This window comes from Bacillus sp. FJAT-22090 (genome assembly GCF_001278755.1).
Lineage (GTDB): Bacteria > Bacillota > Bacilli > Bacillales_A > Planococcaceae > Psychrobacillus.
Genome location: NZ_CP012601.1, coordinates 1,719,189 through 1,745,122, shown reverse-complemented (window position 1 = coordinate 1,745,122; position 25,934 = coordinate 1,719,189). Strand labels below are relative to the sequence as shown.

The 25,934-nt window shown below is 34.9% G+C and carries 21 protein-coding genes; 19 read left to right on the top strand and 2 right to left on the bottom strand.

Annotated features, from left to right (window positions below):
* The first annotated feature begins 69 nt into the window (after positions 1-69).
* The 9 genes from miaB to AM499_RS09050 all read left to right on the top strand — a co-directional run bounded on the left by miaB (position 70) and on the right by AM499_RS09050 (position 10,229).
* Entirely contained in the window at positions 70-1,617 is a 1,548-nt protein-coding gene (gene miaB, locus AM499_RS09090) for a tRNA (N6-isopentenyl adenosine(37)-C2)-methylthiotransferase MiaB (protein ID WP_053589910.1), read from the top strand.
* Complete coding sequence (locus AM499_RS09085; RefSeq protein ID WP_053589909.1) at positions 1,618-2,052, top strand: YlbF/YmcA family competence regulator; 435 nt, start codon at positions 1,618-1,620, stop codon at positions 2,050-2,052.
* A 263-nt stretch (positions 2,053-2,315) separates the two neighbouring features.
* Positions 2,316-3,308, top strand: coding sequence for a TAXI family TRAP transporter solute-binding subunit (locus AM499_RS09080; protein WP_053589908.1), 993 nt, complete (start codon positions 2,316-2,318; stop codon positions 3,306-3,308).
* Positions 3,309-3,377: 69 nt separating this feature from the next.
* Positions 3,378-3,887, top strand: coding sequence for a DUF1850 domain-containing protein (locus AM499_RS09075; RefSeq protein WP_053589907.1), 510 nt, complete (start codon positions 3,378-3,380; stop codon positions 3,885-3,887).
* Positions 3,877-5,892 (top strand): TRAP transporter permease, encoded by a 2,016-nt coding sequence (locus tag AM499_RS09070; RefSeq protein ID WP_053589906.1) that lies wholly within the window; start codon positions 3,877-3,879, stop codon positions 5,890-5,892. Before AM499_RS09075 ends, AM499_RS09070 begins: the two co-directional genes overlap by 11 nt.
* 103 nt (positions 5,893-5,995) lie before the next feature.
* Positions 5,996-7,006 carry a LytTR family transcriptional regulator DNA-binding domain-containing protein gene (locus tag AM499_RS09065; RefSeq protein ID WP_053589905.1) on the top strand — a complete coding sequence of 337 codons (1,011 nt, stop codon included), beginning with the start codon at positions 5,996-5,998 and terminating at the stop codon, positions 7,004-7,006.
* A 118-nt stretch (positions 7,007-7,124) separates the two neighbouring features.
* Positions 7,125-7,973: an ABC transporter ATP-binding protein gene (locus tag AM499_RS09060; RefSeq protein ID WP_053589904.1), complete on the top strand. Its 849-nt coding sequence runs from the start codon at positions 7,125-7,127 to the stop codon at positions 7,971-7,973.
* On the top strand, positions 7,970-8,677 hold the full coding sequence (locus AM499_RS09055) for an ABC transporter permease (RefSeq protein WP_053589903.1): 708 nt from the start codon (positions 7,970-7,972) through the stop codon (positions 8,675-8,677). Before AM499_RS09060 ends, AM499_RS09055 begins: the two co-directional genes overlap by 4 nt.
* 487 nt (positions 8,678-9,164) lie before the next feature.
* On the top strand, positions 9,165-10,229 hold the full coding sequence (locus tag AM499_RS09050; protein WP_053589902.1) for a nitric oxide synthase oxygenase: 1,065 nt from the start codon (positions 9,165-9,167) through the stop codon (positions 10,227-10,229).
* Between the two features lie 214 nt (positions 10,230-10,443).
* Here AM499_RS09050 and AM499_RS09045 read toward each other — a convergent pair whose 3' ends face one another.
* The gene (locus AM499_RS09045) at positions 10,444-11,643 is read right to left on the bottom strand and encodes a CynX/NimT family MFS transporter (RefSeq protein ID WP_082355218.1); all 1,200 of its coding nucleotides are present in this window, start codon (positions 11,641-11,643) and stop codon (positions 10,444-10,446) included.
* 190 nt (positions 11,644-11,833) lie between these two features.
* Between AM499_RS09045 and AM499_RS09040 the strand changes: the two genes are divergently transcribed.
* Genes AM499_RS09040 through AM499_RS09030 form a run of 3 tightly spaced genes read left to right on the top strand, consistent with a single transcriptional unit; the run spans position 11,834 to position 14,823 of the window.
* Complete coding sequence (locus AM499_RS09040) at positions 11,834-12,628, top strand: ABC transporter ATP-binding protein (protein WP_053589900.1); 795 nt, start codon at positions 11,834-11,836, stop codon at positions 12,626-12,628.
* Positions 12,621-14,252, top strand: coding sequence for a hypothetical protein (locus tag AM499_RS09035; protein ID WP_053589899.1), 1,632 nt, complete (start codon positions 12,621-12,623; stop codon positions 14,250-14,252). The genes AM499_RS09040 and AM499_RS09035 overlap by 8 nt, the downstream gene beginning before the upstream one ends.
* Before the next feature lie 4 nt (positions 14,253-14,256).
* On the top strand, positions 14,257-14,823 hold the full coding sequence (locus AM499_RS09030) for a nucleotidyltransferase family protein (RefSeq protein ID WP_053589898.1): 567 nt from the start codon (positions 14,257-14,259) through the stop codon (positions 14,821-14,823).
* 179 nt (positions 14,824-15,002) lie between these two features.
* Here the strand turns inward: AM499_RS09030 and AM499_RS09025 are convergent, their stop codons facing one another.
* Positions 15,003-15,704 carry a glucosamine-6-phosphate deaminase gene (locus tag AM499_RS09025; protein ID WP_053589897.1) on the bottom strand — a complete coding sequence of 234 codons (702 nt, stop codon included), beginning with the start codon at positions 15,702-15,704 and terminating at the stop codon, positions 15,003-15,005.
* Positions 15,705-15,840: 136 nt separating this feature from the next.
* Here AM499_RS09025 and cotE point away from each other — a divergent pair, with 136 nt between their 5' ends.
* The 7 genes from cotE (at position 15,841) to miaA (ending at position 25,932) form a co-directional block, all read left to right on the top strand.
* A complete protein-coding gene (gene cotE / locus AM499_RS09020) occupies positions 15,841-16,404 on the top strand; it encodes an outer spore coat protein CotE (protein WP_053589896.1) in 564 nt (187 codons plus the stop codon).
* Between the two features lie 136 nt (positions 16,405-16,540).
* Positions 16,541-19,102, top strand: coding sequence for a DNA mismatch repair protein MutS (gene mutS, locus AM499_RS09015; protein WP_053592145.1), 2,562 nt, complete (start codon positions 16,541-16,543; stop codon positions 19,100-19,102).
* A gap of 40 nt (positions 19,103-19,142) precedes the next feature.
* Entirely contained in the window at positions 19,143-20,927 is a 1,785-nt protein-coding gene (gene mutL / locus AM499_RS09010) for a DNA mismatch repair endonuclease MutL (protein ID WP_053589895.1), read from the top strand.
* Between the two features lie 11 nt (positions 20,928-20,938).
* Positions 20,939-22,444, top strand: a complete 1,506-nt coding sequence (gene glpK, locus AM499_RS09005; RefSeq protein WP_053589894.1) for a glycerol kinase GlpK — start codon at positions 20,939-20,941, stop codon at positions 22,442-22,444.
* A gap of 2 nt (positions 22,445-22,446) precedes the next feature.
* Positions 22,447-24,099 carry a glycerol-3-phosphate dehydrogenase/oxidase gene (locus AM499_RS09000; RefSeq protein ID WP_053589893.1) on the top strand — a complete coding sequence of 551 codons (1,653 nt, stop codon included), beginning with the start codon at positions 22,447-22,449 and terminating at the stop codon, positions 24,097-24,099.
* On the top strand, positions 24,099-25,019 hold the full coding sequence (locus AM499_RS08995; RefSeq protein WP_053589892.1) for an alpha/beta hydrolase: 921 nt from the start codon (positions 24,099-24,101) through the stop codon (positions 25,017-25,019). Before AM499_RS09000 ends, AM499_RS08995 begins: the two co-directional genes overlap by 1 nt.
* The gene (miaA, locus tag AM499_RS08990) at positions 25,012-25,932 is read left to right on the top strand and encodes a tRNA (adenosine(37)-N6)-dimethylallyltransferase MiaA (protein WP_053589891.1); all 921 of its coding nucleotides are present in this window, start codon (positions 25,012-25,014) and stop codon (positions 25,930-25,932) included. The genes AM499_RS08995 and miaA overlap by 8 nt, the downstream gene beginning before the upstream one ends.
* Positions 25,933-25,934 lie beyond the last annotated feature (2 nt).

Sequence of the window (25,934 nt, the reverse complement as noted above, 5' to 3'; positions counted from 1 at the left end):
GAGTGCTATTAAGTATAATAATAGGATGGATATTCGTGCTATTTACGAATGAAAGAAAGGAGCGTTCTCATGAACGAAGAATCACGATTACTAAGTAGTCAAGTCAAAGAACCTAATTCTCCGGACAAAAAATCCGAGAAGGATTATAGTAAATATTTTCAAACTGTATATACACCACCTTCCTTAAAAGAAGCAAAAAAAAGAGGTAAGGAAGAAGTTGCTTACCATAACGATTTTGCCATAGCTGAAGAATTTAGAGGGATGGGTCAAAATCGCAAATTTTATATTCGTACTTATGGTTGTCAAATGAACGAACATGATACTGAAGTAATGGCTGGTATATTCCTGCAATTAGGCTATGAACCAACTGATTCTGTGGACGATGCAAATGTAATCTTACTTAATACATGTGCGATTCGTGAAAATGCAGAAAATAAAGTATTTGGTGAACTAGGTCACTTAAAACATTTGAAGCAGAACAATCCTGATGTATTGATCGGTGTCTGTGGATGTATGTCTCAAGAAGAATCAGTAGTCAACAAAATATTGAAAACCTACCATCAAGTAGATATGATTTTCGGTACACATAATATTCATCGTTTACCTAACATTTTAAACGAGGCTTATCTATCAAAGGAAATGGTAGTAGAAGTTTGGTCAAAAGAAGGCGATGTAATTGAAAACCTGCCAAGAGTAAGAAAAGGTTCTATTAAAGCGTGGGTAAATATTATGTATGGCTGTGATAAATTCTGTACATATTGTATCGTGCCTTATACTCGAGGGAAAGAGCGAAGTCGTCGTCCAGAAGATATTATTCAAGAAATTAGACACCTTGCAGCACAAGGATATAAAGAAGTAACATTATTAGGTCAAAACGTAAATGCCTATGGAAAGGACTTTGAAGATTTAGATTACCGTTTTGGTGATTTAATGGATGATCTGCGTAAAATCGATGTAGCGCGTATTCGTTTCATGACGAGCCATCCAAGAGATTTTGATGACCATCTAATAGAAGTACTTGCTAAAGGCGGAAACTTAGTAGAACATATTCATTTACCAGTTCAATCTGGTTCTTCTGATATATTAAAAATTATGGCTCGTAAATATTCAAGAGAGCATTATTTAGAACTTGTTCAAAAAATTAAAGCTGCGATTCCAAATGCATCTTTATCAACAGATATTATTGTAGGGTTCCCGAATGAGACAGATGAGCAATTTGAAGAGACCATGTCTTTATATAAAGAAGTAGGATTTGAAATTGCTTACACGTATATTTATTCTCCTCGAGAAGGAACTCCAGCTGCAAAAATGGTTGATAATGTACCGATGGAAGTGAAAAAAGAACGACTGCAGCGTTTAAATAAACTAGTAAATGACATGTCTGCGGAAGCTATGAAAAAGCATGAGGGACAAATTGTGGAAGTGTTAGTAGAAGGAGAAAGTAAAAACAATCCTGATGTACTAGCAGGTTATACAAGAAAAAGTAAGCTCGTTAACTTTAAAGGACCAAAAGAAATTATTGGTCAGTTAGTACAAGTTAAAATTACGGAAGCAAAAACATGGTCACTTACTGGAGAATTAGTTGAAGTACCAAATGAACTTAAGGTGGGAATTTAATTGACTACAAAGTATTCAAGAGACGAAATCATTGAAAAAGCAAAAGAAATAGCTAACATGATTGCCAACACAGAAGAAGTAGATTTCTTCAAAAGAGCGGAAGCACAAATCAATGAAAACCAGCAAGTTCGTGAAAAAATTGCCAGTCTTAAAAGTTTACAAAAACAAGCAGTAAACTTTCAACATTTAGGAAAAGAAAAGGCTCTAAAAATGATTGAAGGAAAAATTGAAGCAATTGAAGCTGAAATTGATGAAATTCCTATTGTTCAAGAGTTTAAGCAATCACAAGGAGATGTTAACAGTCTTCTTCAGTTAGTAGCTAACTCAATCTCTAACAATGTTACAAATCAAATTATTGAAGCAACCGAAGGCGACTTACTAAGAGGGGAAACAGGATCTCAAGTAAGAAACTCAACACCAGGTAGCTGCTCTTAAAATATAAAAGGGCATACATGAATCTTTATAAGATTTATGTATGTTTTTTTTTTTTGGAAAAATGAATATATATTCATATATTTGGCTTGAAATTATATGTTAAAACAAAAAAATCTATTATTTTTTATAGAATATAACATAATTTAGTATTTATATTAGAGTGATAATAGTGAATAAATATAATAGGTTGGCAATTCGAATAATTATGGTAAAATTATAATGTACTTGGGGAATAATATATAGAAAAGGGAGGAATTGAATTGATGAAAAAGCAATTCAAATGGGTAGCAATCTTAAGTATTATAGCATTATTTATATTATCAGCTTGTGGCTCAACTGAGAATGGTTCTGAAAGCGGGTCTGGAGAAGAATCTGGTAAAACAAAAGAAGATGTTAAATATTTGAGTCTATTAACTGGCGGAACACAAGGGACGTATTATCCTCTTGGTGGTACATTTGCAGAGTTAATTTCTACAGAAACAGATATTAAAACAACTGCAGAAGTTTCTCAAGCATCCGCTGCAAACATGACAGCGTTACAAAATGGTGAAGGCGATATTGCTTTTGTTCAAACGGACATTGCATTCTACGGAACCGAAGGTACATTAATGTTTGAGGGTAAAAAAACGGATAGTGTTTCTGCACTAGGTGCACTTTACCCTGAAACAATTCAACTAGTAACTTTAGCTGATTCAGGTATTACTTCATACGATGACTTAAAAGGTAAAAAAGTTTCTGTTGGTGCTCCAGGTTCTGGTACTTACGCAAACGCAGAACAGTTATTAGAAATTCATGGTTTAACAATGGATGATATCGAAGCACAAAACTTGGATTTCGGTGAGTCGACAGATGGTATTCAATCTGGACAAATTGACGCTGCATTTATTACAGCAGGTTATCCAACTAGTGCTGTTGAAGCGTTAAACGCAACTAATAAAGTAACAATCATTCCAGTAAGTGAAGAAAAGGCCGATGCATTGATCAAGAAATACCCATATTATGCAAAAGATAAGATTCCAGCGGGAACTTATGGATTAAAAGAAGAAGTTCCAGCAGTTTCAGTACTTGCAATGCTAGCTGTTAAAAAAGAACTTCCAGAAGATTTAGTATATGAAATTACAAAAGCAATATACGATAACACAGAAAAAATAAGTCATGCAAAAGGGGAATTTATTAAAGCTGAAACTGGCTTAGATGGTATTGGTATTGAAATTCACCCAGGCGCGCAAAAATATTTTGATGAAGTAAACAAGTAATAATCAGGAGAAAGAGGCTCTGTTGCGAATAGCTTCGTGCCTCTTTACTCATTAAATGGGGTTCGCTTCATGAAAAGAATAATAGCAACTTTTTTAATCATAATACTTATAAGTTTATTATTTATTCCAATGTGGACCGTGTTTGTCTTTACGGAAACAAGAAACGAGAACTCCGTTCTCCATTACATACCAATAAGTGAAGAGAAAGACTTTCAAATTATTTTTACTCATTCTATTCATCTGACTGATGTTATTGAGAGTTATAGAGTAGAAGATACAAATAAAATTCGTTTAATGTCAATGAAATATAGTGACGTTGCGATTGGTATGCCTAGTTATCCAGAGGAAGGTCAAAAGTTAAACTATCAGGATGGGATTTATACGCTTCAATATGATGATGCAGTCTTACAAAACTTCACCTTATATATTGGGGATGTTGACTACCCATTAAGTTTTAAATATAAAAATAAGATATTTGATTTAAAAACGAATCTCGTTAGAGGAAAGTCATATTTATTTGAAGTGAAAAAAATATCTCTAGTTGAAAAAATGAAAGGAGTCAGACTGAATGGACGATAAGAAGAACCCAAAATCTCCAGGCAACCAGTTTGAAGAGCTGTCTGTCGAGGATCAGCAGGCCATTTTAGAAAAATACGATTTAGAATCTAATACCCGTACTTTAAGTGGAATATTAAAATATGTCATTTATTTTGGTTTAATGGCATTTTCTTTATTTCAGCTATACACGGCTATTTTCGGTCAGTTCCCAGCACAAATTCAACGAACAGTCCATTTAGGATTTGGTTTATTATTTGTATTCTTACTGTTTCCTGCACGTCGTAAATTATCGAAAACTAAAATTCCATTTTACGATTTTATACTTGGAGCAGGTGCGATTTTAGTGGGAAGCTACTGGACGATTCATTATAACCGCCTCGTTCAGAGTTTGGGACAATTTGAAGGAATCGACTTTTACGTTGGACTACTTGCAATAGTCCTAGTATTAGAAGCAGCAAGACGTGCAGTAGGTTTACCTATCACAATTATCGCAGGATTGTTTCTAGTGTATGCATATTTAGGTCCTTATTTCCCTGCATTCATGGCACATCGAGGGCAAAGTATTGAGAACATTGTAAATTTAATGTTCTTTACGACGGATGGGATATTAGGTACGCCACTAGCAGTTTCTTCTACCTATATTTTCGCATTCTTATTATTTGGTGCGTTTTTAGTGAAAACTGGAGTAGGACAATACTTTAATGATTTATCCGTTGCTGTAGCCGGAAAGTTAATCGGTGGTCCAGCAAAAGTAGCAATTTTCTCTTCTGCTTTGCAAGGAATGATATCTGGTAGTTCTGTAGCAAATGTAGTTACATCGGGTGCTTATACAATTCCAATGATGAAATCGCTCGGGTATAAAAAGGATTTTGCAGGAGCTGTAGAAGCATCGTCTTCTACAGGTGGACAGCTAATGCCTCCAATTATGGGTGCTGCCGCGTTCTTGATGGTTGAATTTATCGGGCGGGGAATAACATATTGGGATATTGCAAAAGCTGCTGCTATTCCTGCAATACTGTATTTTACAGGAATATGGATAATGACACATTTTGAAGCAAAAAGATTAGGTCTTAAAGGATTAACGGATGAACAAATGCCTGATCGCAAAGAGATATTAAAAAAGATCTATTTAATTTTACCTATTTTCCTAATCATTATACTTATGATGGTAGGAGTTCCGGTTATTCACTCTGCTTTATATGGAATTTTGGCCTGCATCATAGTTGGTTTAATCAACAAGGATACTCGTCTTGGACCTCTTGAAATTTTGGATGCTTTAGTAGATGGAGCACGAACTGCTCTAGGTGTAGTTGCAGCAACTGCATGTGCAGGAATTATCGTCGGAGTTGTTGTAAAGACTGGTTTAGGTTTAAGCTTAGCAACGAGCCTAGTTAAACTTGCAGGCGGAAGTATTTTGTTAACTTTGTTCTTTGTAATGATCGCTTCCCTTATTTTGGGAATGGGTGCTCCTACAACGGCAAACTATGTAATTACATCAACCATTGCTGCACCAGCAATAATCGCATTATTAGCACCAGACGTACCACAAAGCGCAGTACCAATTGTTGTGTTATTATCAGCACATTTCTTCGTTTTCTATTTCGGAATTATCGCGGATATAACCCCGCCAGTAGCGCTTGCCGCCTTTGCTGCCTCAGGTATTTCGGGTGGAGATCCTATTAAAACGGGTGTGCAAGCCTCAAAACTTGCTATAGCTGCTTTTATAATTCCATATATGATTGTATTTTCACCAACCTTATTAATGATTGATACAACATTTTGGGAAATAATTTGGGTGTTCTTTACCGCAATAATTGGAATGATTGCAATTGGAGCAGGGATGATTGGTTACTGGTACCGAAAAGTGACTTGGATTGAGAGAATATTTGCAGTAGGCTCAGGTTTATTGTTAATATATCCAGAAAGTATTTCTGATATCGTAGGATTAGTTGTATTTGGGATTTTACTAGCAATTCAATTAGTTACGCGTGAGAAAAATAAGGATAAACAAGCAATTGCATTATAAATTATAAAACACGAACCTCTGAGGTTCGTGTTTTATTTTTAAATATTATAAAATACTTTTACTGGTATAATAAGAAAAAGATTCATAGAATAGAGGTTTTACAATGTCCCTTAACTTTTTACAAGCCGAGAAACAGATAAATGATTCTGTTATCTTTCCTGCATTTGATTTAACGACAGTTCCAGGTGAGGTTGTTGCATTATGTACGAGCGTGAACGTTCGTGAACAGCTTATTGATATTCTATTAAGAAAGACATTGTTATCTAATGGAGAAATTCAACATAATCCAGATGAAGCATTAGGATTTTTCTTTCTTATTGATGGAGTATACGAACGTCTAACTGTTAAAGAGTCATTAAAATTTTTCAGACAGTTATATAAATCAGAAGTGATTATAGAAGATATAGTTCGTTTAGTTCAACTTGATTCGAAGATAAATAAAAAATTAAAACAACTTACATACTCTGAAAAAAAACGTGTGCAGTTAGCATACCTACTTATTCAGGATCCTGAAATTTACATAATGGAAGAACTCGATCAAAATTTAGATGTGGAATCTAAGCGTATATTTACTAACGTTCTAAAACAACTAAAAACTGCTCAAAAAACTATATTAATTTTGACTGGTCAAATTGAAAGCGCCGTTACATTTGCCGATAAAATTTTTCGATTAGATGATAAAGGAATCCATCTATTACAAATCGAAGAAGAAAATCCAGATGAGGATTTTTCGGAGGTTAATGATAATGTAAAAGATAAAATTGCCCAACCTATTCGGTTTGAAAAAATCCCGACGAAAGTAAATGAAAAAATTGTATTATTTGATCCTCCTGAAATTGATTATATTGAAAGTACAGAAGGGCAAACATTTTTACATATAAAAGGAGAAAATTTTCCTTGTAGTTTTACATTAAATGAATTAGAAGATCGACTACTTCCATTTGGTTTTTTTAGATGTCATCGTTCCTATATAGTAAATCTACAAAAAGTTCGCGAAGTCATCACATGGACAAGAAATAGTTATAGCCTTGTACTAGAAGATCATAATAAATCGTCTGTTCCATTATCAAAATCGAAAATGGCAGATTTAAAAGGAATGTTGGGCTTAAAATAAGCTCCATTCAACCCTAAAATGACTCCTTTCACTATAAATAAGATGTTTTCATACTGTAAATCTCTTAATCTAAGGGTGTACATACGAAATGTTCAGCCAAACAATTAGGAGGATGATTATGGAAAATGCAATTGAAGTAAAAGGATTAGCAAAAATATTTTCTAATTTTAAAGCACTTGAAGATGTCAATTTTTATGTGAAAAAAGGAGAAATTTTTGGCTTTCTTGGACCAAGTGGATCAGGGAAAACGACGACGATCAAAATTTTAACTGGTCAGTTAGAGCCAACCGAAGGAAAAGCATTTGTTTTTGGTGAGAATGTATCTACTCTAAATACTCCGACTGCTCGGAAGCGTTTTGGGGTTCTAACGGATAATAGTGGGCTGTATGGTCGACTTACTATATATGAGAATTTAAAATTATATTGCCAACTTTACGATCTTCCAACTAGCAAAGTTGATGAGGCGCTTGGCTTTGTAAATCTAAAAGAGGAAAGTAAAAAGAAAGTATCTACCTTATCCAAAGGTATGACACAACGTGTTATTTTAGCAAGAGCCATCCTTCATGAACCAGAGTTATTATTTTTAGACGAGCCGACGTCTGCTTTAGATCCAGTGAACACCCTCCATATTTACAATGGATTAAGGGAGTTAAATAAAAGAGGTACAACTATATTTTTAACAACACATGATATGCAAGAAACAGACACATTGTGTGATCGTGTTGCTTTTCTAAATAAAGGACATATCCAGCTAATGGATCAACCAAGCAAGTTAAAAAAACAATTTGCAGATGATACATTAACATTGGAATTGACGAATGATGAGAAACTAGTTCTTCCAAAAAATGCAGCAGGTGCGGAAGAAATGTATCATTTAATGAAAGAAAACAGAGTGGTGACAGTTCATTCAAATGAACCTACTTTAGGAGATATATTTGTAAATGTGACAGGGGGAGAATTAGTATGACCTTTTCATGGAAACGTATAAATGCTATTTTTCAAAAGGATTTTAAAGATTTTTCAAGAAATTTGGCAGTATCAATTGTTATTTTCTTACCACTATTCATTGCTGCTATTTACGGCCGTATGGGATTAGACACAATTCAAGCACACTTTTTGTGTATTAACATGACATTTGCAATGGTTGGAACTTATGTGCAATGTTGTTTAATAGCAGAAGAGAAAGAAAAAAATACGCTACGCGGTTTAATGCTATCTCCTGCTAGCACATTAGAAATTCTTGGTGGTAAAAGTTTATTATCTTTTGTTTTAACGATCGTTATTATTTTCTTTAGTGCCTTTTTATCCGAATATAATCCGACAAATATAACACTTGTTGCAATAGCTATTATTATATCTGCTGTATTTTATATTGCGGTTGGCACACTTTTAGGACTTATTGCAAAATCAGTTATGGAATCTTCTGTTTTAGTTCTTCCTGTCATTGGTATTTTTAGTTTGGGTTCCTTTGTTACGGTATGGGCTGAAAAATATCCAATATTAAAACTTGCAGAATACATGCCAAGCGTTCAACTTATTGAGCTAGCTACTTTGGTAGAAGAAGGAGCAAAATTTTCTGACGTACTTTCTAATTTAGGAATTATTAGCCTATGGGCAGTACTATTTATAGTATTAACAGTAATTGTGTATAGAAAACGAATGGTAGATTAAAAAAATATAGAAGGAATTTATATATAAATTACTTTTATATTCAGACTGTAGATAAACCGGAAATTATTTCTATATTGGATAGTTCAAGTTTCCCGAAGCTTACCGATCGCGTGCGCCGAACCGCTTGGGCAAATAAGATTTTGGTCATGCAATCGTTGCCGCAAAAGTTCTTTTGCGACGGGCTTTGCGCAGGAGCAGGATGCGGCGAACTTAGATTGCCTTCCCTTCAACTGCTGGGTCTTCGGCTTACGATATTCCCGCAGGAGTGTCGCCTTTTTCAACGATTTTCTATAAATACTAATTAAAAAATGTAAGTGATAAAAACTGCCGGCGAAACGCGTCCGCCTTGAACGGAAATCAACAGGTCCAAAATAAATAAATTACTTTTATATTCTTTTTCTGTCATAATTCCCTCACAACTTTATAAACCTAAGGACTTGTTTGTACTCAACAGTTTCTTTTATGATGGTAAGGAACAGCGGAAGGGATGAATGACGTGTTAAAAGAAGCGAAAGATTTTATTAATACGTATTACGATGAAATAGGACAATCTAATGAAAAAAAACATGCCCGTTTAAGAGAAATAGAGAAAGAAATATTGAAAAAAGGCTTCTATGAACAGACATTAGATGAGATTACATATGGTGCTAAAATGGCATGGCGTAATAGCAATAAATGTATAGGGCGTCTATTTTGGCAAAGCTTGAATGTAAAGGATAAGAGAGAAATACTAACAGAAGAAGAAATTTTCCAAGCATTATTAGAGCATATTCAGTTTGCATCAAATGAGGGAAGAATAAGACCTACCATTTCAGTTTTTTCTTCTGTAGATGTTCGTATTTGGAACCATCAGTTAATTCGATATGCTGGTTATGAGACCTCGGATGGAGTTGTTGGTGATCCCGATTCAATTCCATTTACAAAAGTATGTGAAAACCTAGGTTGGAAAGGTGATTACAGTCATTTTGATGTGTTACCTATAGTCATTCAAATAAAAAATAATCAACCAAAGTTATTTGAGATTCCTAAAGAATACATCTTAGAGGTTTCCATTCGTCATCCTGAATATAAATGGTTTGAAGAGCTTCGATTGAAGTGGTATGCAGTCCCTATAATTTCTAGTATGAAGTTGGAAGTCGGGGGAATTACCTATGCTGCAGCTCCTTTTAATGGATGGTATATGGGTACTGAGATTGGGGCACGAAATTTAGCAGATGATTATCGCTATAATATGCTTCCGGCCATTGCTGAACGGATGGGATTAAACACTAAATCTAATGCTTCCCTATGGAAGGACCGTGCATTAGTTGAATTGAATGCAGCTGTATTATATTCCTATATAGAGGATGGAATCAGTATAGTAGATCACCATACAGCAGCACAGCAATTCAAGCGCTTCGAGTCAAATGAAATGGATGCAGGTCGTGATGTAACGGGGAACTGGACTTGGTTAATTCCTCCTGTTTCACCAGCAACAACACATATTTTTCATAAAACCATTTCTAATGATAAAAAGACCCCTAATTATTTTTATCAAAGCCCTCCTTACTAAATTAAACGTATGGTTAAACTTATTCTTTCCATATTGTAATGCAATGCGAATCATCCTGCGGAGGCTGATGCGTAGCGTGTGTCAAGTGCACATTCGTAAATCTACTCATAAGTATCTGAAACATTTACTATAAAGCTTTACAAAATTCCATCATTATAAATACTCAAGCCAACTAAAAAAGGAATCAGCATATGAAATTCGCTGATTCCTTTTTTTATTTTTCCGGAAATACATAACGATCTCTTCCGGCATGCATGCCAGAGATGAATAATAATATTGCCGTTACGATAAACAGAATGATAGGAGTATTCCAACTCAAGGTAACATCATGAATATAACCGAAGAATACAGGACCTACAGCTGCCAACAAATATCCAATTGATTGAGCAGTTCCAGAAAGATTTGCTGCTTCCATGGGTGTTCGAGTTCGAAGTGAGAAAAACATCATTACTAGACCAAACGAAGCCCCTCCAGCTAAACCGATGAAAATCATCCAAACAATAGCTAGCGTTTTAATTCCCATTAATAACCCAACGAAACCAATTAAATACAGAATCGTATATACTAATACAAGTATTCGCTGGTTTTTTAGTCTTCCAGCTAAAATCGGAATTAGAAAGGTCATTGGCAGTTGTGCAAATTGCATGATGGATAGCATCCATCCCGATTGGTCTGCTTCCATCCCTTGAGATTGTAGTATTTCTGGAATCCATGCAGCAGTTGTATAAAATATTAGCGATTGTAGCCCCATACATAATGTAATAGTCCAAGTGAGAGGGGATTGTAATAAAGATTTTTCATTGTTGCTTGTGGATACATTTTTTGTCTCCAAACTCTCTTTCTTCCTAATTTGGGGAATCCAAATAATTGCTGCTATAATGGTTAAAATTGCCCAGCAACCAAGGGCACCTTGCCAACCGAATGAAGTACTAGCTGCTATTGGATAGCTTATTCCAGCCCCAATACCGGCAGATATATTCATCGATACTGTAAAAATTGCTGTCAATAACCCAACTTGTAAAGGAAATTTAAGTTTAATCAGACTTGGCATCAATACATTACCAAAAGAAATAGCAATCCCTATAAGTGCCGTACCAATAAGTAAAAAAGTAGTGGATCCTATAGAACGCGAAATAATTCCAATAGCTAACAATAAGACAGAGAGAAACAGAGCCATTTCCATTCCAAATTTACGAGCAATTTTGGGTGCGAACGGTGAAACAATTGCAAATGCTAAAAGAGGGATAGTCGTTATAAAACCTGCTAAAACATTCGATATAGCTAGTCCATCTCGAATGTATGAAATAATCGGCCCTACCGATGTTAGGGGAGATCTTAATGTTGCTGATATAAAAATGATACCGAGTATGAGGAACGTAATACTCCCAGTATGTGCTGCTTGTTTCGTTGACAAAAGAATTCTCTCCTTACGTTGTGAGTAATAGATTGATTACTATGAAAGACTAACACTTTTTAATAGAGAACTTCAATAGAAAAAAGTAATAACAATTTTATTAGTCAGATTGCAACAGACTATAACATTATTAGTATTGTTTTACAAGTATAGAAGGATTATCCTTAATATAAGAATAGGGGGATATCAAATGAATAGTGATAAGGTATTATCATTGATAAAAGTATCTAAATCCTTTGGTAATAAAAAAGTATTGAATGAAGTTAACTTAGAAGTATATAAGGGGCAAATTATAGGTTATATCGGCCCGAATGGCGCAGGTAAAAGTACTACCGTTAAATTGATGCTCGGGTTAATAGAAGGATACAGTGGTAAAGTAGAGATTTTCGGTAATGATATTTCTTTGGGGGATGTGACGTATAAAAAGAGGATTGGGTATGTACCTGAAACCGCAGATTTATATGAAAATTTAAGTGCATGTGAATATTTAACTTTTTGTGGAGAGCTTTATAGTTTAAATAGGGAAACTGCCGAGAAGAAAGCATTCGAGTTAATGAAGCAATTCGATTTAGAAGCAGCATTTCATCAACGTCTTTCATCCTTTTCTAAAGGAATGAAGCAAAAAGTATTAATTATCTCTAGTTTGCTACATGATCCTGATTTATTGTTCTTAGATGAACCATTAAGTGGGCTAGATGCGAATAGTGTAATGATTATAAAAGAAATACTAGCAAAGCTAGCAGCAGAAGGAAAAACTATATTTTATTCGTCTCATATTATGGATGTTGTTGAAAAAATCAGTAACCGAATTGTATTACTAGTGAATGGTCAAGTAATTGCTGATGGCTCGTTTGAAGAATTAAAGGCTCAAAACAAAGAGGGAACATTAGAAAAAATTTTTAATCAATTAACTGGTTTTACAGAACATGAGGAAATTGCTGAGAAGTTTGTTGGCATAGTAAGAGAGGGTAGTATACATGAATGATTTTAAAATTCTTCATGTTCTTGATAACTTTAAAAGATTATTTCAAAAATTCGATATAGATTATGAAGTTATGCGAACGATTTTACAGCTGAAATTAATGATGGATAGCAGACGAATGCCAACGGTCTTTAGTGGATCTAAAGTAAAAAAAGAGGGAAATCAGTTCCTGAAGTCTTTATGGTTTTATGCATTAATTGGTCTTTTTTTATTGACACCATTTTTATTTTTAGGCAGCCAATATATTTTTTTAATGAGTATTATGTTTAGTTTAGTAATGTTTATATTAATGACATCCATGATATCTGATTTTTCGGGTGTATTACTCGATATCCGAGATAAGAATATTCTTCATACAAAACCTATTAGCTTGAAAACACTAAATGCTGCAAAAATAGTTCATATTATGATTTATATGCTTTTGCTTACGGGCTCTTTTGTAGGATTACCATTTTTAGTAAGCATTTTTAAACATGGAATCTGGTTTGGACTGATATTTTTAACTGAAATTATTCTAATTAGCTGCTTCGTGGTTGTTTTAACCGCTTTTGTTTATTTAATTATTTTACGTTTTTTTAGTGGTGAAAAGCTAAAAGATATTATCAACTATGTGCAAATCATTCTAACAATAGCCTTAACGATTAGCTATCAACTAGTTGCAAGGTCTTTTGAAATTATTAATATGAAAATTTCGTATACGTTTGAATGGTGGCATATTTTATTATTCCCGATTTGGTACGGAGCTCCATTTGAATTGTTTTTAAATAAGGACTTCTCATTTCACATTATTCTGATGACTTTATTTGCATTGTTCACTCCTATTTTCTCAGTTTGGCTTTACGTTCGTCTAATGCCTGCTTTTGAAAGAAACTTAGGGAAACTACTAAGTGATTCTACTAGAAAGAGAAAAGCTTTTAAATTTGATAGAATATGGGCAAAGATTGTTTGTAGAACCGAGGAAGAACGTACTTTTTACCGATTTTCTTCCTTAATGATGAAACAAGAAAGAGAACTAAAACTAAAAATCTATCCTCAATTAGGCTTTGGTTTCATTTTTCCTTTAATCTTTTTAGCTAATGATATCTCGATGAAATCCATTGAAGAAACAATGGAAGGAAATATTTTTTTGGTCATTTACTTTAGTGTGATGATAATACCAACTATCGTTCATATGCTCCAATTTTCAAGCAATGCAAAAGGTCATTGGATTTACAGAGCAGCGCCATTGCAAAACGAATTATCTATCTATAGCGGTACGTTAAAAGCATGTATAGTTAATTACTTTCTTCCAATTTTTGTATCTTTAAGTGCTCTTTTTATAGTCCTGTTTTCTGTTAGAATTGTACCTGACTTGTTTGTTGTTTTACTTGTTGGGATAGCGATGACTCTTATCTCCTATCGTATGCTAAATGGGGAAGTATTTCCTTTTTCAAAATTACATGAGCATGCACAAGATACAGGGACATTAAAAGTGTTTATTAGTTTAATATTTATCGGATTATTTGTTTTAGCGCATGTAATTGTTTCTAAAATACCATACGGCTTGTTTGGCTACATGGTTGTTTTAATCGTTGGAATTATATTTGGATGGTCTGTAACTTTTTCAAAGCACACAAAAAAGAGGTAGAGATATGAAAATAACGTATGAAAATGATATTACTAATCTTATAGCTGAAGATGAATGGATGATGGAAGTGTTACAAGCTGCCAAAACACTTAACCTTCCAGATTGGTGGATCTGTGCAGGTTTTGTTCGCTCTAAAATATGGGATACGATTCATAATTTTAAGGATAGAACACCTTTGACAGATATTGATGTCATTTATTTTGATAGTTCCAATACAAACGAAGAAACGGAAAAGACATTCGAAGCAACTCTTAAAAGAATCTTGCCTAATGTACCATGGTCTGTTAAAAATCAGTCTAGGATGCATGTGATAAATAATTTACCCCCGTATTCATCAGCAGTTGAAGGGATAGCAAATTTTCCAGAAACAGTTACAGCTTTAGGTGTGAAGCTAGATGAGGAAGATAACGTTATCTTAACTGCTCCTCATGGAATTAAAGATTTAATTCATTTAAAAATAAAACCGACTCCTCGATTTTTGGAATCTCCTGATTTACTGGAAATTTATAGAGAGAGGATTTACAAAAAGAATTGGCCATCAACTTGGCCGTTGCTTGAAACTTATTATTAGAAAACTAGAGTCTGATTAGGATGAGAAAACGGAATGAGCTCATTTTCAGCAGATTTTTATAATAATATTGAAAAAAATGTATCTGAAATGAAGGATTATGAAGTGTTGTATGTTCTGGAAGTAAGATTCATCCAATATGATAAAAAAGTTGTCTTCTATTTTTTAGAAAACAACTTTTTTTATCGTTTAATATTTGTTATGAGGGTAACATGGGGATGTTTTTTCAAAACAGTGATTGGCCATTGTTCTGTTATGTTATCTCCAAGTAATGCATCAATGGCAGCTCGTTTTTTTTCACCGAAAGCCAATAAAATTATTTTCTTTGCCTTCAAAATAGAAGCAATACCCATTGTAAAAGCTTGAGTAGGCATATTCTCGTTGGCTTCAAAATATTGACTATTTACATGAACAGTGGAATCGGACAATTCTGCAACATGCGTTAAAGCATCAAATGGAGTGCCAGGTTCATTAAATGCAATATGCCCATTTTCTCCTACCCCTAAAAGTTGAATATCTATTGGATGCTCGTCTAACTTTTTTTCATATCTTGCACATTCAAGCTTTTTATCTAACGAAAGTCCGTTTGGAATATTTGTTTCTTTAAAATGCTTTTTGGAAAATAAGTGTTCATGCATAAAAAAAGCGAAACTGTTTTTATGTGAGGGATCCAGTCCTACGTATTCATCTAAGTTAAAGGCGATAACTTGAGAAAAATCTAAATTTGTTTCAACAATACTTGTATAAAATGGAATCATCGTACTTCCAGTTGCCAAACCTAAAGAATTTAAATTTCCTGATTTTAATTCTTCTTCTAGGTTATCAACAACAAGGCTAGTAGCTTTTTCGACATTTTCAACATATATAATATTAAAAAATGGCATTCAATTACCTCTCTATCCTATATATGTAATCATTGTATATAGAATCGTTTAGCTGGTCAATGGAATAAAAAAACAGAAGAACCGATTGGGCATATTGCGCATATGATGTTATGACTTGAATACAAGGAGGAAAAAAATGAAACACTTGCGACAAATCGTGACGAAAGCCGTGATAGCTAAAGGAAAGAAAAGAACGGAGTCATGTGAAGTACTTTGCCCGCCAAATACACCGTCTAGTATTTTAGGATGCTGGGTTATCAATCATTCTTTTCAGTCAAAAAAACATGGAAAATATGTAGAAGTTGTTGGTAAATTTGATATCAACGTCTGGTACGCACACCATGACCATTCGAAAACATCCGTATTCACAGAAACAATAAACTACAAAGATCGTATTCGATTACATTACAGAGATAGTGATTCAACTGGTGAAGAAGTACACGTACGTGTAATCCAACAGCCTAATTGTACAGAGGCAATAATTATTGAGAATGGCACTAAATTTCAAGTAATGGTGGAACGCGAACTTCTTGCTGAAGTGGTAGGAGAAACAAAAGTTTGCATCCAAGTACATGAACAAGATTTTGAAGAAGAGTGGGCATTTAATGAAGAAAGCTCCTCAAGTTCGTCTAATTCATCTAGTTCATCTAGTTCTTCTAGTTCTCAAAATCATGGCCACGACCAATCTTCATCACTTTAAAAGCCGGTCAGTTATTCCGGCTTTTTTTTATTTACAACAAGTACCTTTCCTTCTATTAATGATAGGGGCATGCGCTTTTCTTCGTATCTTTTGCTATAATAATTATAGAGAAGTATAGAAAAGGGAATGACTAATGATGACAACACTTACTCCAATGATGCAACAATATTTAACTATTAAAGAAGACTACATAGATGCTTTTTTATTTTTTCGCTTAGGCGATTTTTATGAACTATTTTATGAGGATGCAATAAAAGCGTCAGCCATATTAGAAATAACATTAACAAGTAGAAAAGATAATGTCCCAATGTGTGGTGTACCTCATCATGCAGCGCAGAACTATATTGAAACGCTTGTTAGCAAAGGACATAAAGTAGCAATTTGCGAGCAAGTTGAAAATCCTAAAGAAGCAAAAGGTGTTGTAAAAAGGGAAGTGCTTCGTTTAATTACACCTGGAACAATTATAGAAGGTAAGGCGATGCAAACTAAATCTAATTTTTTTATTGCATCTGCTGACTTACTTTCAAACAATGAAGTGGCATTTGCTTATTTAGACGTATCTACTGGCGACGGTTTTACTACTATTATGACAGGCGATGAGAAAGAGATTGTACAGGAACTATTATCTTTACAGGCGAAAGAATTGATTGTTAGTGAACAACTGTATGTATTGATAAATGATCTATCTTCGATACATGACTTTACTTTATCTATTGAGCAAGATGAGTTAAGTAACGATAGTGCAGAAAAATATGTTACTAATCATCCGGTCGAAACTCACCGAACAGTAAAGCGTTTATTAAAATATATTGAAAAAACACAGAAGCGTTCCTTATTACATATTCAGCCCTTCACATTTCAAAAAAGAGAAGCATTTCTAGCGATGGACTATCATTCGAAGAGAAATCTAGAGCTTATTTCTTCTATACGAAATGGAGAGCAAAAAGGGACACTATTATGGCTACTGGATGATACGGTAACTGCAATGGGCGGTCGAAAGCTTAAACAATGGATCCATCAGCCTCTAGCTGACAAAAAAGCGATTGAATCTCGTCTAGAAATTGTTACAAGCTTTTTAGAAGATTTTATGCTTAGAGAAGAAATAAAAGAAGCGTTTAAAGAGGTATATGATTTAGAAAGATTGGTTGGAAGAATTGGATTTGGTAGTGCTGGAGGTAGAGACCTTGCACAACTTAGACAATCCCTATCAAAAATTCCTATTATTAAGCAGCTATTAGTTGATTCTAATAGCCCGACATTAGTCACTTTAGGACAAGCTTTGGAGGATTGCCAAGATATTTGGAGTAAGCTAGATGAAGCGATCAGCGAAAACCCTCCCATATCAGTTAAAGATGGTGGTGTCATAAAGGATGGTTTCAATGAACGTTTAGATCAGCTCCGTGATGCATCTGTAAATGGGAAAAAGTGGATAGCTGAGTTAGAACAAAAAGAACGAGAGCTGACTGGGGCAAAAAATTTAAAAATAGGGTATAACCGAGTGTTCGGCTATTTTATTGAGTTAACCAAATCAAATATTCACTTTGCTGACGAAACTAGATATGTTCGTAAACAGACACTCGCGAATGCAGAGCGATACATTACAGATGAATTGAAAGAAAAAGAATCCCTAATACTTTCAGCAGAAGATGAGAGCTTAGTATTAGAATATGAATTATTTACAAAGGTTAGAGATCAAATAAAAGGATACATACCTAAAGTCCAAAAATTAGCCAAGCAAATAAGTGAGCTAGATGTGTATATTTCATTTGCACAAGTATCTGAAAAGCATCGTTTAACAAAACCTGTTTTTCATGCATCTAATGCAATGGAAATTTTGGAAGGTAGACATCCAGTAGTCGAAAAAATGATGAACAATCAATTGTATGTTCCAAACGACTGCATATTGACAGAAGAAGAAAATATGCTCCTCATAACAGGGCCAAATATGTCCGGGAAAAGTACATTTATGCGACAAGTTGCGATAACAGTAATCATGGCTCAAATTGGTTGTTATGTGCCTGCTGAGTCTGCAAAGCTACCTATAGTCGATAAGATATTCACGCGCATTGGTGCTGCAGATGATTTAGCAGGTGGGCAAAGTACTTTTATGATTGAAATGATTGAGTCCCAGCATGCAATTGTGAATGCAACAAGTCAAAGCTTACTTCTATTTGATGAGATAGGACGAGGAACATCTACTTATGATGGAATGAGTTTAGCACAAGCAATGATGGAATATATACACGAACATATTGGGGCGAATACGCTATTTTCAACTCATTATCATGAGCTGACAGATTTGGAACAGACTTTGCCTAAACTGCGCAATGCTCATGTATCTGCTTCAGAAAAGGATGGAAAAGTAGTATTTCTTCATAAATTAAAAGAAGGTCCAGCTGATAAGAGCTATGGAATACATGTAGCAGAACTTGCTCAACTTCCTCCAGAAATTATATTAAGAGCAAGAGATATTTTAGCTACTTTTGAACAAACAGAGAAAAAAGAAAAAGCAACTGCTATTCAAGAAATGCAGTTATCATTTTTTGATGAACAACCAAAACAGGTAGATGTAAAAACTACCGATAATACAACGGCAGAAAAAATAATGAAAAAACTAAAAAAAATCAATATTTCAGGAACAACACCATTAGAAGCATTACAGTTGTTGTATGAATTACAAAACGAAATAGAAAAGTGATAAAATAACTCTCTATTATTCTTATAAAGCAGGTGAAAAAATGGGACAAATCATTGTCATGGAAGAGCTACTTTCCAATAAAATAGCAGCGGGAGAAGTGGTTGAACGTCCCGCCTCAGTTGTGAAAGAATTAGTGGAAAATGCTATAGATGCTGGTAGTAGTTCAATTGAAATAATGTTAGAGGAAGCAGGGTTAGCAAAAATACAAGTAACCGATAATGGAAGAGGGATGGACGAAGATGATGCTGTCCAATCCTTCTCCAGACATGCTACGTCGAAAATTACGACTGAGCATGATCTATTTAGAATTCGATCATTAGGATTTCGTGGAGAAGCACTTGCAAGTATAGCTTCGGTTTCAAAGATAAATTTATGGACTTCTGACGGTGAAAATGTTGGAACTCAAGTAGATTTAGAAGGGGGCCGTGTTCTTTCATGTAAACCTGCCCCGATACGAAGAGGAACGGATATCGTAGTAAAACAATTATTTTTTAATACTCCTGCAAGATTGAAGTATTTAAAAACGATTCAAACGGAACTTGGCCATTCAATTGATTTAATTAACCGTTTAGCCCTTAGTTTTCCATCAATAGCTTTTAGACTCGCGCATAACAATCAAACAATTGTTCAAACGAGTGGAAGAGGAGATTTAAGGCAGGTACTTGCCTCTATATACGGAGTTTCAAATGTGAAGAAAATGGTCAGTTTTTCTGGAGAATCTTCGGATTTTCGTATTTCAGGTTATGCATCACTACCAGAGATAACAAGAGCATCTAAAAACTATATTACAATACTTGTTAACGGCAGATGGGTGAAGCATTACGGTTTAAATAATGCAATTGTTGATGCATACCACACATTATTGCCAATTGGAAGATTCCCAATTGTAGTATTAAATATTGAAACTGACCCTATGCTTACTGATGTGAATGTCCACCCAGCTAAGCATCAAATACGTTTAAGCAAGGAGAAAGAACTAATGGAGCTAGTTAGACAATCCATTCGTTCTATTATACACCGTGTTCAACAACCGCCTAAAATTATAGAAAAGCCTGAAGTAAAAAAACAGCCAAGTGTACAATTTGATTTCTTTAAACAAACATATAAAGAACCGGAACAGCAATTTCAACAAACCCCTATCCAAAACCAAAATGAAAAAGAACAAGCTTCTATTGTCTACGAGGAAATTGAACCATTACAGGAAGAAATCCTAGTAGATGATCCAATCGAAGTAAAAGAGGCATTTCCAGACCTACATGTTGTTGGCCAAATTCACGGGACATATATAGTGGCGCAAAGTGAAGATGGTTTTTATTTAATAGATCAGCATGCTGCTCAGGAGCGTATCAAATATGAGTTTTATAAAGAGAAAGTAGGGGAAGTAAATGCAAGTGAACGTCAAGCGTTACTGTTGCCCCTTACTTTTCACTACACTTTAGATGAAGCATATCGTATTAAAGAATCTATTGATGAACTAAATACTGTTGGCATATTTTTAGAAGAGTTTGGTTCATCAAGTTTTGTTGTAAGAGAGCACCCTGCTTGGTTTCCAAAGGGTCATGAAACAAAAATTATTGAAGGATTAATCGAACAGGTTTTAACAAACCGAAGAACAGATATTAAAAAATTGAGAGAAGAAGCTGCAATTATGATGAGCTGTAAACTCTCCATAAAGGCGAATCATTATTTAACGATAAAAGATATGGAACAGCTGCTTGAAAGTTTGAAGAATGCCAAGCATCCGTTGACATGCCCACATGGGAGACCAGTAATCATTCATTTTTCAACATATGAAGTGGAAAAAATGTTCAAACGAGTAATGTAGGAGGGGAATTTGTGGGTAAATACATTTTATCAATTGATCAAGGGACCACCAGCTCTAGAGCTATATTATTTGATAAGCAAGGTAATATAGTACATTCTTCGCAGAAAGAATTCACTCAATTTTTTCCTAAATCCGGATGGGTAGAGCACGACGCCCAGGAAATTTGGGGTTCTGTCTTGTCTGTAATTGCGTCCGTTCTAACAGAAAGTGGCAATCAACCAGAAGACGTACATGCAATAGGAATTACAAATCAACGTGAAACGACGGTTGTTTGGAATAAAAATACTGGAAAGCCTGTCTATCATGCAATTGTATGGCAGTCTAGACAAACGCAATCAATCATTGATGAATTGAAAAGGGAGAAGTTGGATAGCTTTTTTAAGGAAAAAACAGGTCTAATGCTTGATCCATATTTCTCTGCGACAAAAGTAAAATGGATACTCGACCATGTGGATGGAGCAAGGGAGCAAGCTAAAAACGGAGAACTTCTTTTCGGCACAATAGATACATGGCTAATTTGGAAGTTATCCAATGGGAAGAAACATGTAACGGACTATTCTAATGCCTCTAGGACGATGCTTTATAATATATTTGAACAGTGCTGGGACAAAGAAATATGTGAAAAACTAAATATACCAATGGAGATATTGCCAGATGTTGCTTCCTCCTCTGAAGTGTATACCCAAACAGACCCCTCCGTTTTTTTTGGTAAGCAAATTGATATTGCTGGAGTAGCGGGGGATCAACAAGCGGCTCTATTTGGTCAATGTTGTTTTGATAAAGGTATGGCTAAAAATACGTATGGAACTGGCTGCTTCATGCTACTTAATACGGGAGAAGAAGCAATTTCCTCGTCATCTGGATTACTGACAACAATTGCATGGGGGTTAAATGGAAAAGTAACTTATGCTTTAGAAGGTAGTGTTTTTGTTGCTGGTTCTGCGATTCAATGGTTGCGAGATGGTTTGCGCATGTTTAAAAATGCTGCGGAATCAGAAAGTTACGCTAATAGAGTAGAGTCAACAGAAGGTGTTTATGTGGTTCCTGCTTTTGTTGGACTGGGCACTCCTTATTGGGATTCAGATGCAAGAGGGTCTATTTTTGGATTATCCCGTGGAACTACAAAAGAGCATTTTATACGTGCGACACTTGAATCCCTTGCTTATCAAACAAAAGATGTATTAGATACGATGGAAAACGATTCAATGGTTGACGTAGAAGTACTCCGTGTAGACGGAGGGGCTGTGAGTAATGAATTTCTTATGCAATTCCAAAGTGATTTGTTAAATGTGCCGGTGGAACTGGCTAAGTTGAATGAAACAACAGCATTAGGTGCGGCATTTTTAGCTGGACTTTCTACAGGATTTTGGAAAAATGAGCAAGAGCTTTCAGCAATGCGGGAAAGCCAAAGATTATATGAACCAAAAATGGATGAAACTAAACGAAGTCAACTTTATAGAGGTTGGAAAAAAGCAGTTGAGGCAACAAGAATATTTAAAATGGATGATGAGGTGTAAGGATGAAATCTTCTGTCGAACGTGAACAAATATTAAATACATTAAATTTTTATGAATTTGATGTATTAGTTATTGGTGGTGGAATTACCGGAGCAGGTATCGCTTTAGATGCTGTTACAAGAGGAATGTCCGTGGCACTTGTAGAAATGCAAGACTTTTCAGCAGGTACTTCTAGCAGATCCACCAAATTAGTGCACGGTGGATTACGTTATTTAAAACAATTTGAAGTCAAGATGGTAGCAGATGTTGGAAAAGAAAGAGAAATTGTATATGAAAACGCTGTTCACGTGACGGAGCCAGAATGGATGCTACTTCCATTCCACAAAAAAGGAACGTTTGGTCCGAAAACAACTTCCCTTGGCTTGAAGGTATATGACTTTTTAGCTGGAGTAAAAAAGGAAGAAAAGAGACATATGCTTTCAGCAGAAGAAACCCTTCAAAAAGAACCATTATTAAAAAGTAACGGTCTTCGAGGAGGCGGATATTACGTAGAGTATCGGACGGATGATGCAAGGTTGACAATTGAAGTAATTAAAAAAGCGATTGAAAAAGGAGCAGTTTGTCTAAACTATGCAAAAGTAAAATCATTTGTCTATAACGACCAATATAAGGCTATCGGTGCAGAAGTAATAGACCAAGTGAATAATAAGAAGATCACAATTCATGCAAAAAAAATTATTAATGCAACTGGTCCTTGGGTGGATACTGTCCGAGCTCTAGATTCTATGGATAATAATAAAAAATTGAGACTCACAAAAGGCGTTCATGTTGTTATCGATCAAGCATACTTTCCACTCAGACAACCAATCTATTTTGATACACCCGATAAGCGAATGATTTTTGCTATCCCACGGGAAGGTAAAACATATGTAGGAACAACAGATACTTTTTTTGAAGGAGATATACAACATCCTGTAGCGACAAAAGAGGATGTGCAATATCTTTTAAAAGCAATTCAGTATATGTTCCCAGATGTTCGAATTTCGGAAGAAAGTGTTGAGTCTACCTGGGCCGGGGTCCGTCCACTCATTTATGAAGATGGAAAAAATCCTTCCGAGATTTCCCGAAAAGATGAGGTTTGGCAATCCGATTCAGGCTTATTCACGATTGCAGGTGGAAAACTAACGGGATATCGGAAAATGGCTGAGTCCATTGTAGATACTATTTCAAAACAACTGGGAGATTATAATTATGGCCCATGTGTAACAAAACATCTAGTGCTCTCTGGAGGAGACGTAGGTGGCTCAGAAAACTTTAGGGCATTTATTGCTTCGAAAGAAAGACTTGCGCAATCATATGGACTTACTATAGAAGAAGGAAGACAACTCGCTAAATTTTATGGCTCGAATGTAGATAAACTTTTTCAGTATGCGCATTTATTGAAAGCATCCAATAACTCAAAATTACCATTAAGTGTTTTAGCACAAGTTTATTATGCGATACATGAAGAGATGGCTTACTCTCCTTCTGACTTTTTAGTCCGTAGAACAGGCATGCTATATTTTCAAGTAAATCAGTACAAAGCTTATAAAAATGAAATATTACAAGTGATGAAACAATTATTAAACTACACAGAAAAAGAAACAGATAATTTCCAAAAACAACTAGACAAACTTCTGATGCAAGCGACTTTAGGGGGAAGTAGGGAAGCTTAATGAAATCCATTATTGAAGCTCAAATGTCTGACGGGCATTTGATCCATGTTGTTAAATATTTACCAGAGCAAAATCCGATTGGTCATGTCCATATACTACATGGAATGGCTGAGCATATTGGTCGTTATGAGGAATTCGCCAATTTTTTCGTAAACAAAGGATATATAGTTAGTGGTCATGATCATAGAGGACACGGTAGAACAGTTGCTAAAAATGGACAACAGGGATATTTTGCTGAGGCTAATGGATTTGAACTTGTTACAGAGGACGTTCGCGAAGTGTTGCTGAAGGTTCGAGAAGACTTGGTAGAAATACCGCTAATATTATTTGGACATAGCATGGGCTCCTTTGTTGCACGTAGATATATACAGAAGTATAGTGACTCTTTATCAAAAGTAATTCTTTGCGGAACTACTTTTAATCCAGGAGTAATGGGAGACGTTGGTTTAATCATTGGTAAAATGGCTTCTAAATTTAAATCACCAAAAACCGAAAGTAAGATCCTTAATAATTTATCCTTTGGTGGATTTAATAATAAAATAAAGGAAGCTCAAACTCCTTTCGATTGGTTAAGTACGGATACAGAAGAAGTGAAAAAATATGTAGATGACCCGATGTGTGGATTTATTCCTACAAACCAGTTTTTTATCGATTTATTTGATGGTCTAAAGACGATTCATAAAAACAAAGAGGTTGTCCACATACGCCAGGATCTACCAGTTCTCTTGATTAGTGGAGCAGTGGATCCGGTGGGGAAAGATGGGAAGGACATTTTTAAAGTTGCGAAAGGTTTGTCAAATGCAGGGATGAAAAATATAACCGTACATTTAGTGGAAAATGCAAGGCACGAAATATTATTAGAAAAAAATAAATTAGATACTTTCAATGTTATTGAAAAATGGATGATGAATAATGACTGAAAAACCTTTTGTAGTGGCAATTGTAGGTCCTACAGCTGTCGGTAAGACTGCACTCAGTATAGAGCTTGCAAAAGCATGCAATGGAGAAATCATTAACGGCGATTCTATGCAAATATATCGTGGATTAACTATTGGAACTGCTAAAATCACTAAAGAAGAAATGGAAGGGGTTCCTCATCATCTATTAGATATCAAAGAACCTACAGACACTTTTTCTGTTGCTGAATATCAACGAATAGTCCGTGAAAAAATAGAAGAGATTGCGCTACGTGGTCGTGTTCCTATAATAGTGGGAGGAACAGGGCTATACATTCAATCTGTATTATATGATTTTCGTTTTACGGAAGAGCATAAAACGGATAGTAACTTGATGAAAGAATTAGAGCAGTTATCTTCTGACGATTTATATTCCCGATTAATTGAACTTGATCCAATCGCTGCTAACGAAATCCACCCGAATAATGTTCAACGAATTATGAGAGCTATTGAACGAGTGGAATTAAGCGGTAAAAGAAAAAATGAAATTGAACAAAATCAAGGGAATGAAAGAATATACCCACATTATATTATCGGGCTTACCATCGACCGAGCACTTCTCTATGAAAGAATCAATAAGAGAGTGAATATTATGATGGATAAAGGATTACTGGATGAAGTAAAAGGCCTTCACAGAAAAGGTATTCGAGATGTCCAATCAATTCAAGCAATTGGTTATAAAGAAATCTACGAATATTTGGATGGGAAAATTTCTATAGAAGAAGCTATTGATAACTTAAAGCAAAATTCACGTAGATATGCAAAACGCCAACTAACTTACTTTCGAAACAAAATGGAAATACACTGGTATGATCCATTCACTGAATCAGGAACAATAATAAAAGAAATTCAAGCTATTTTGCAGGAAAATGAGTAATT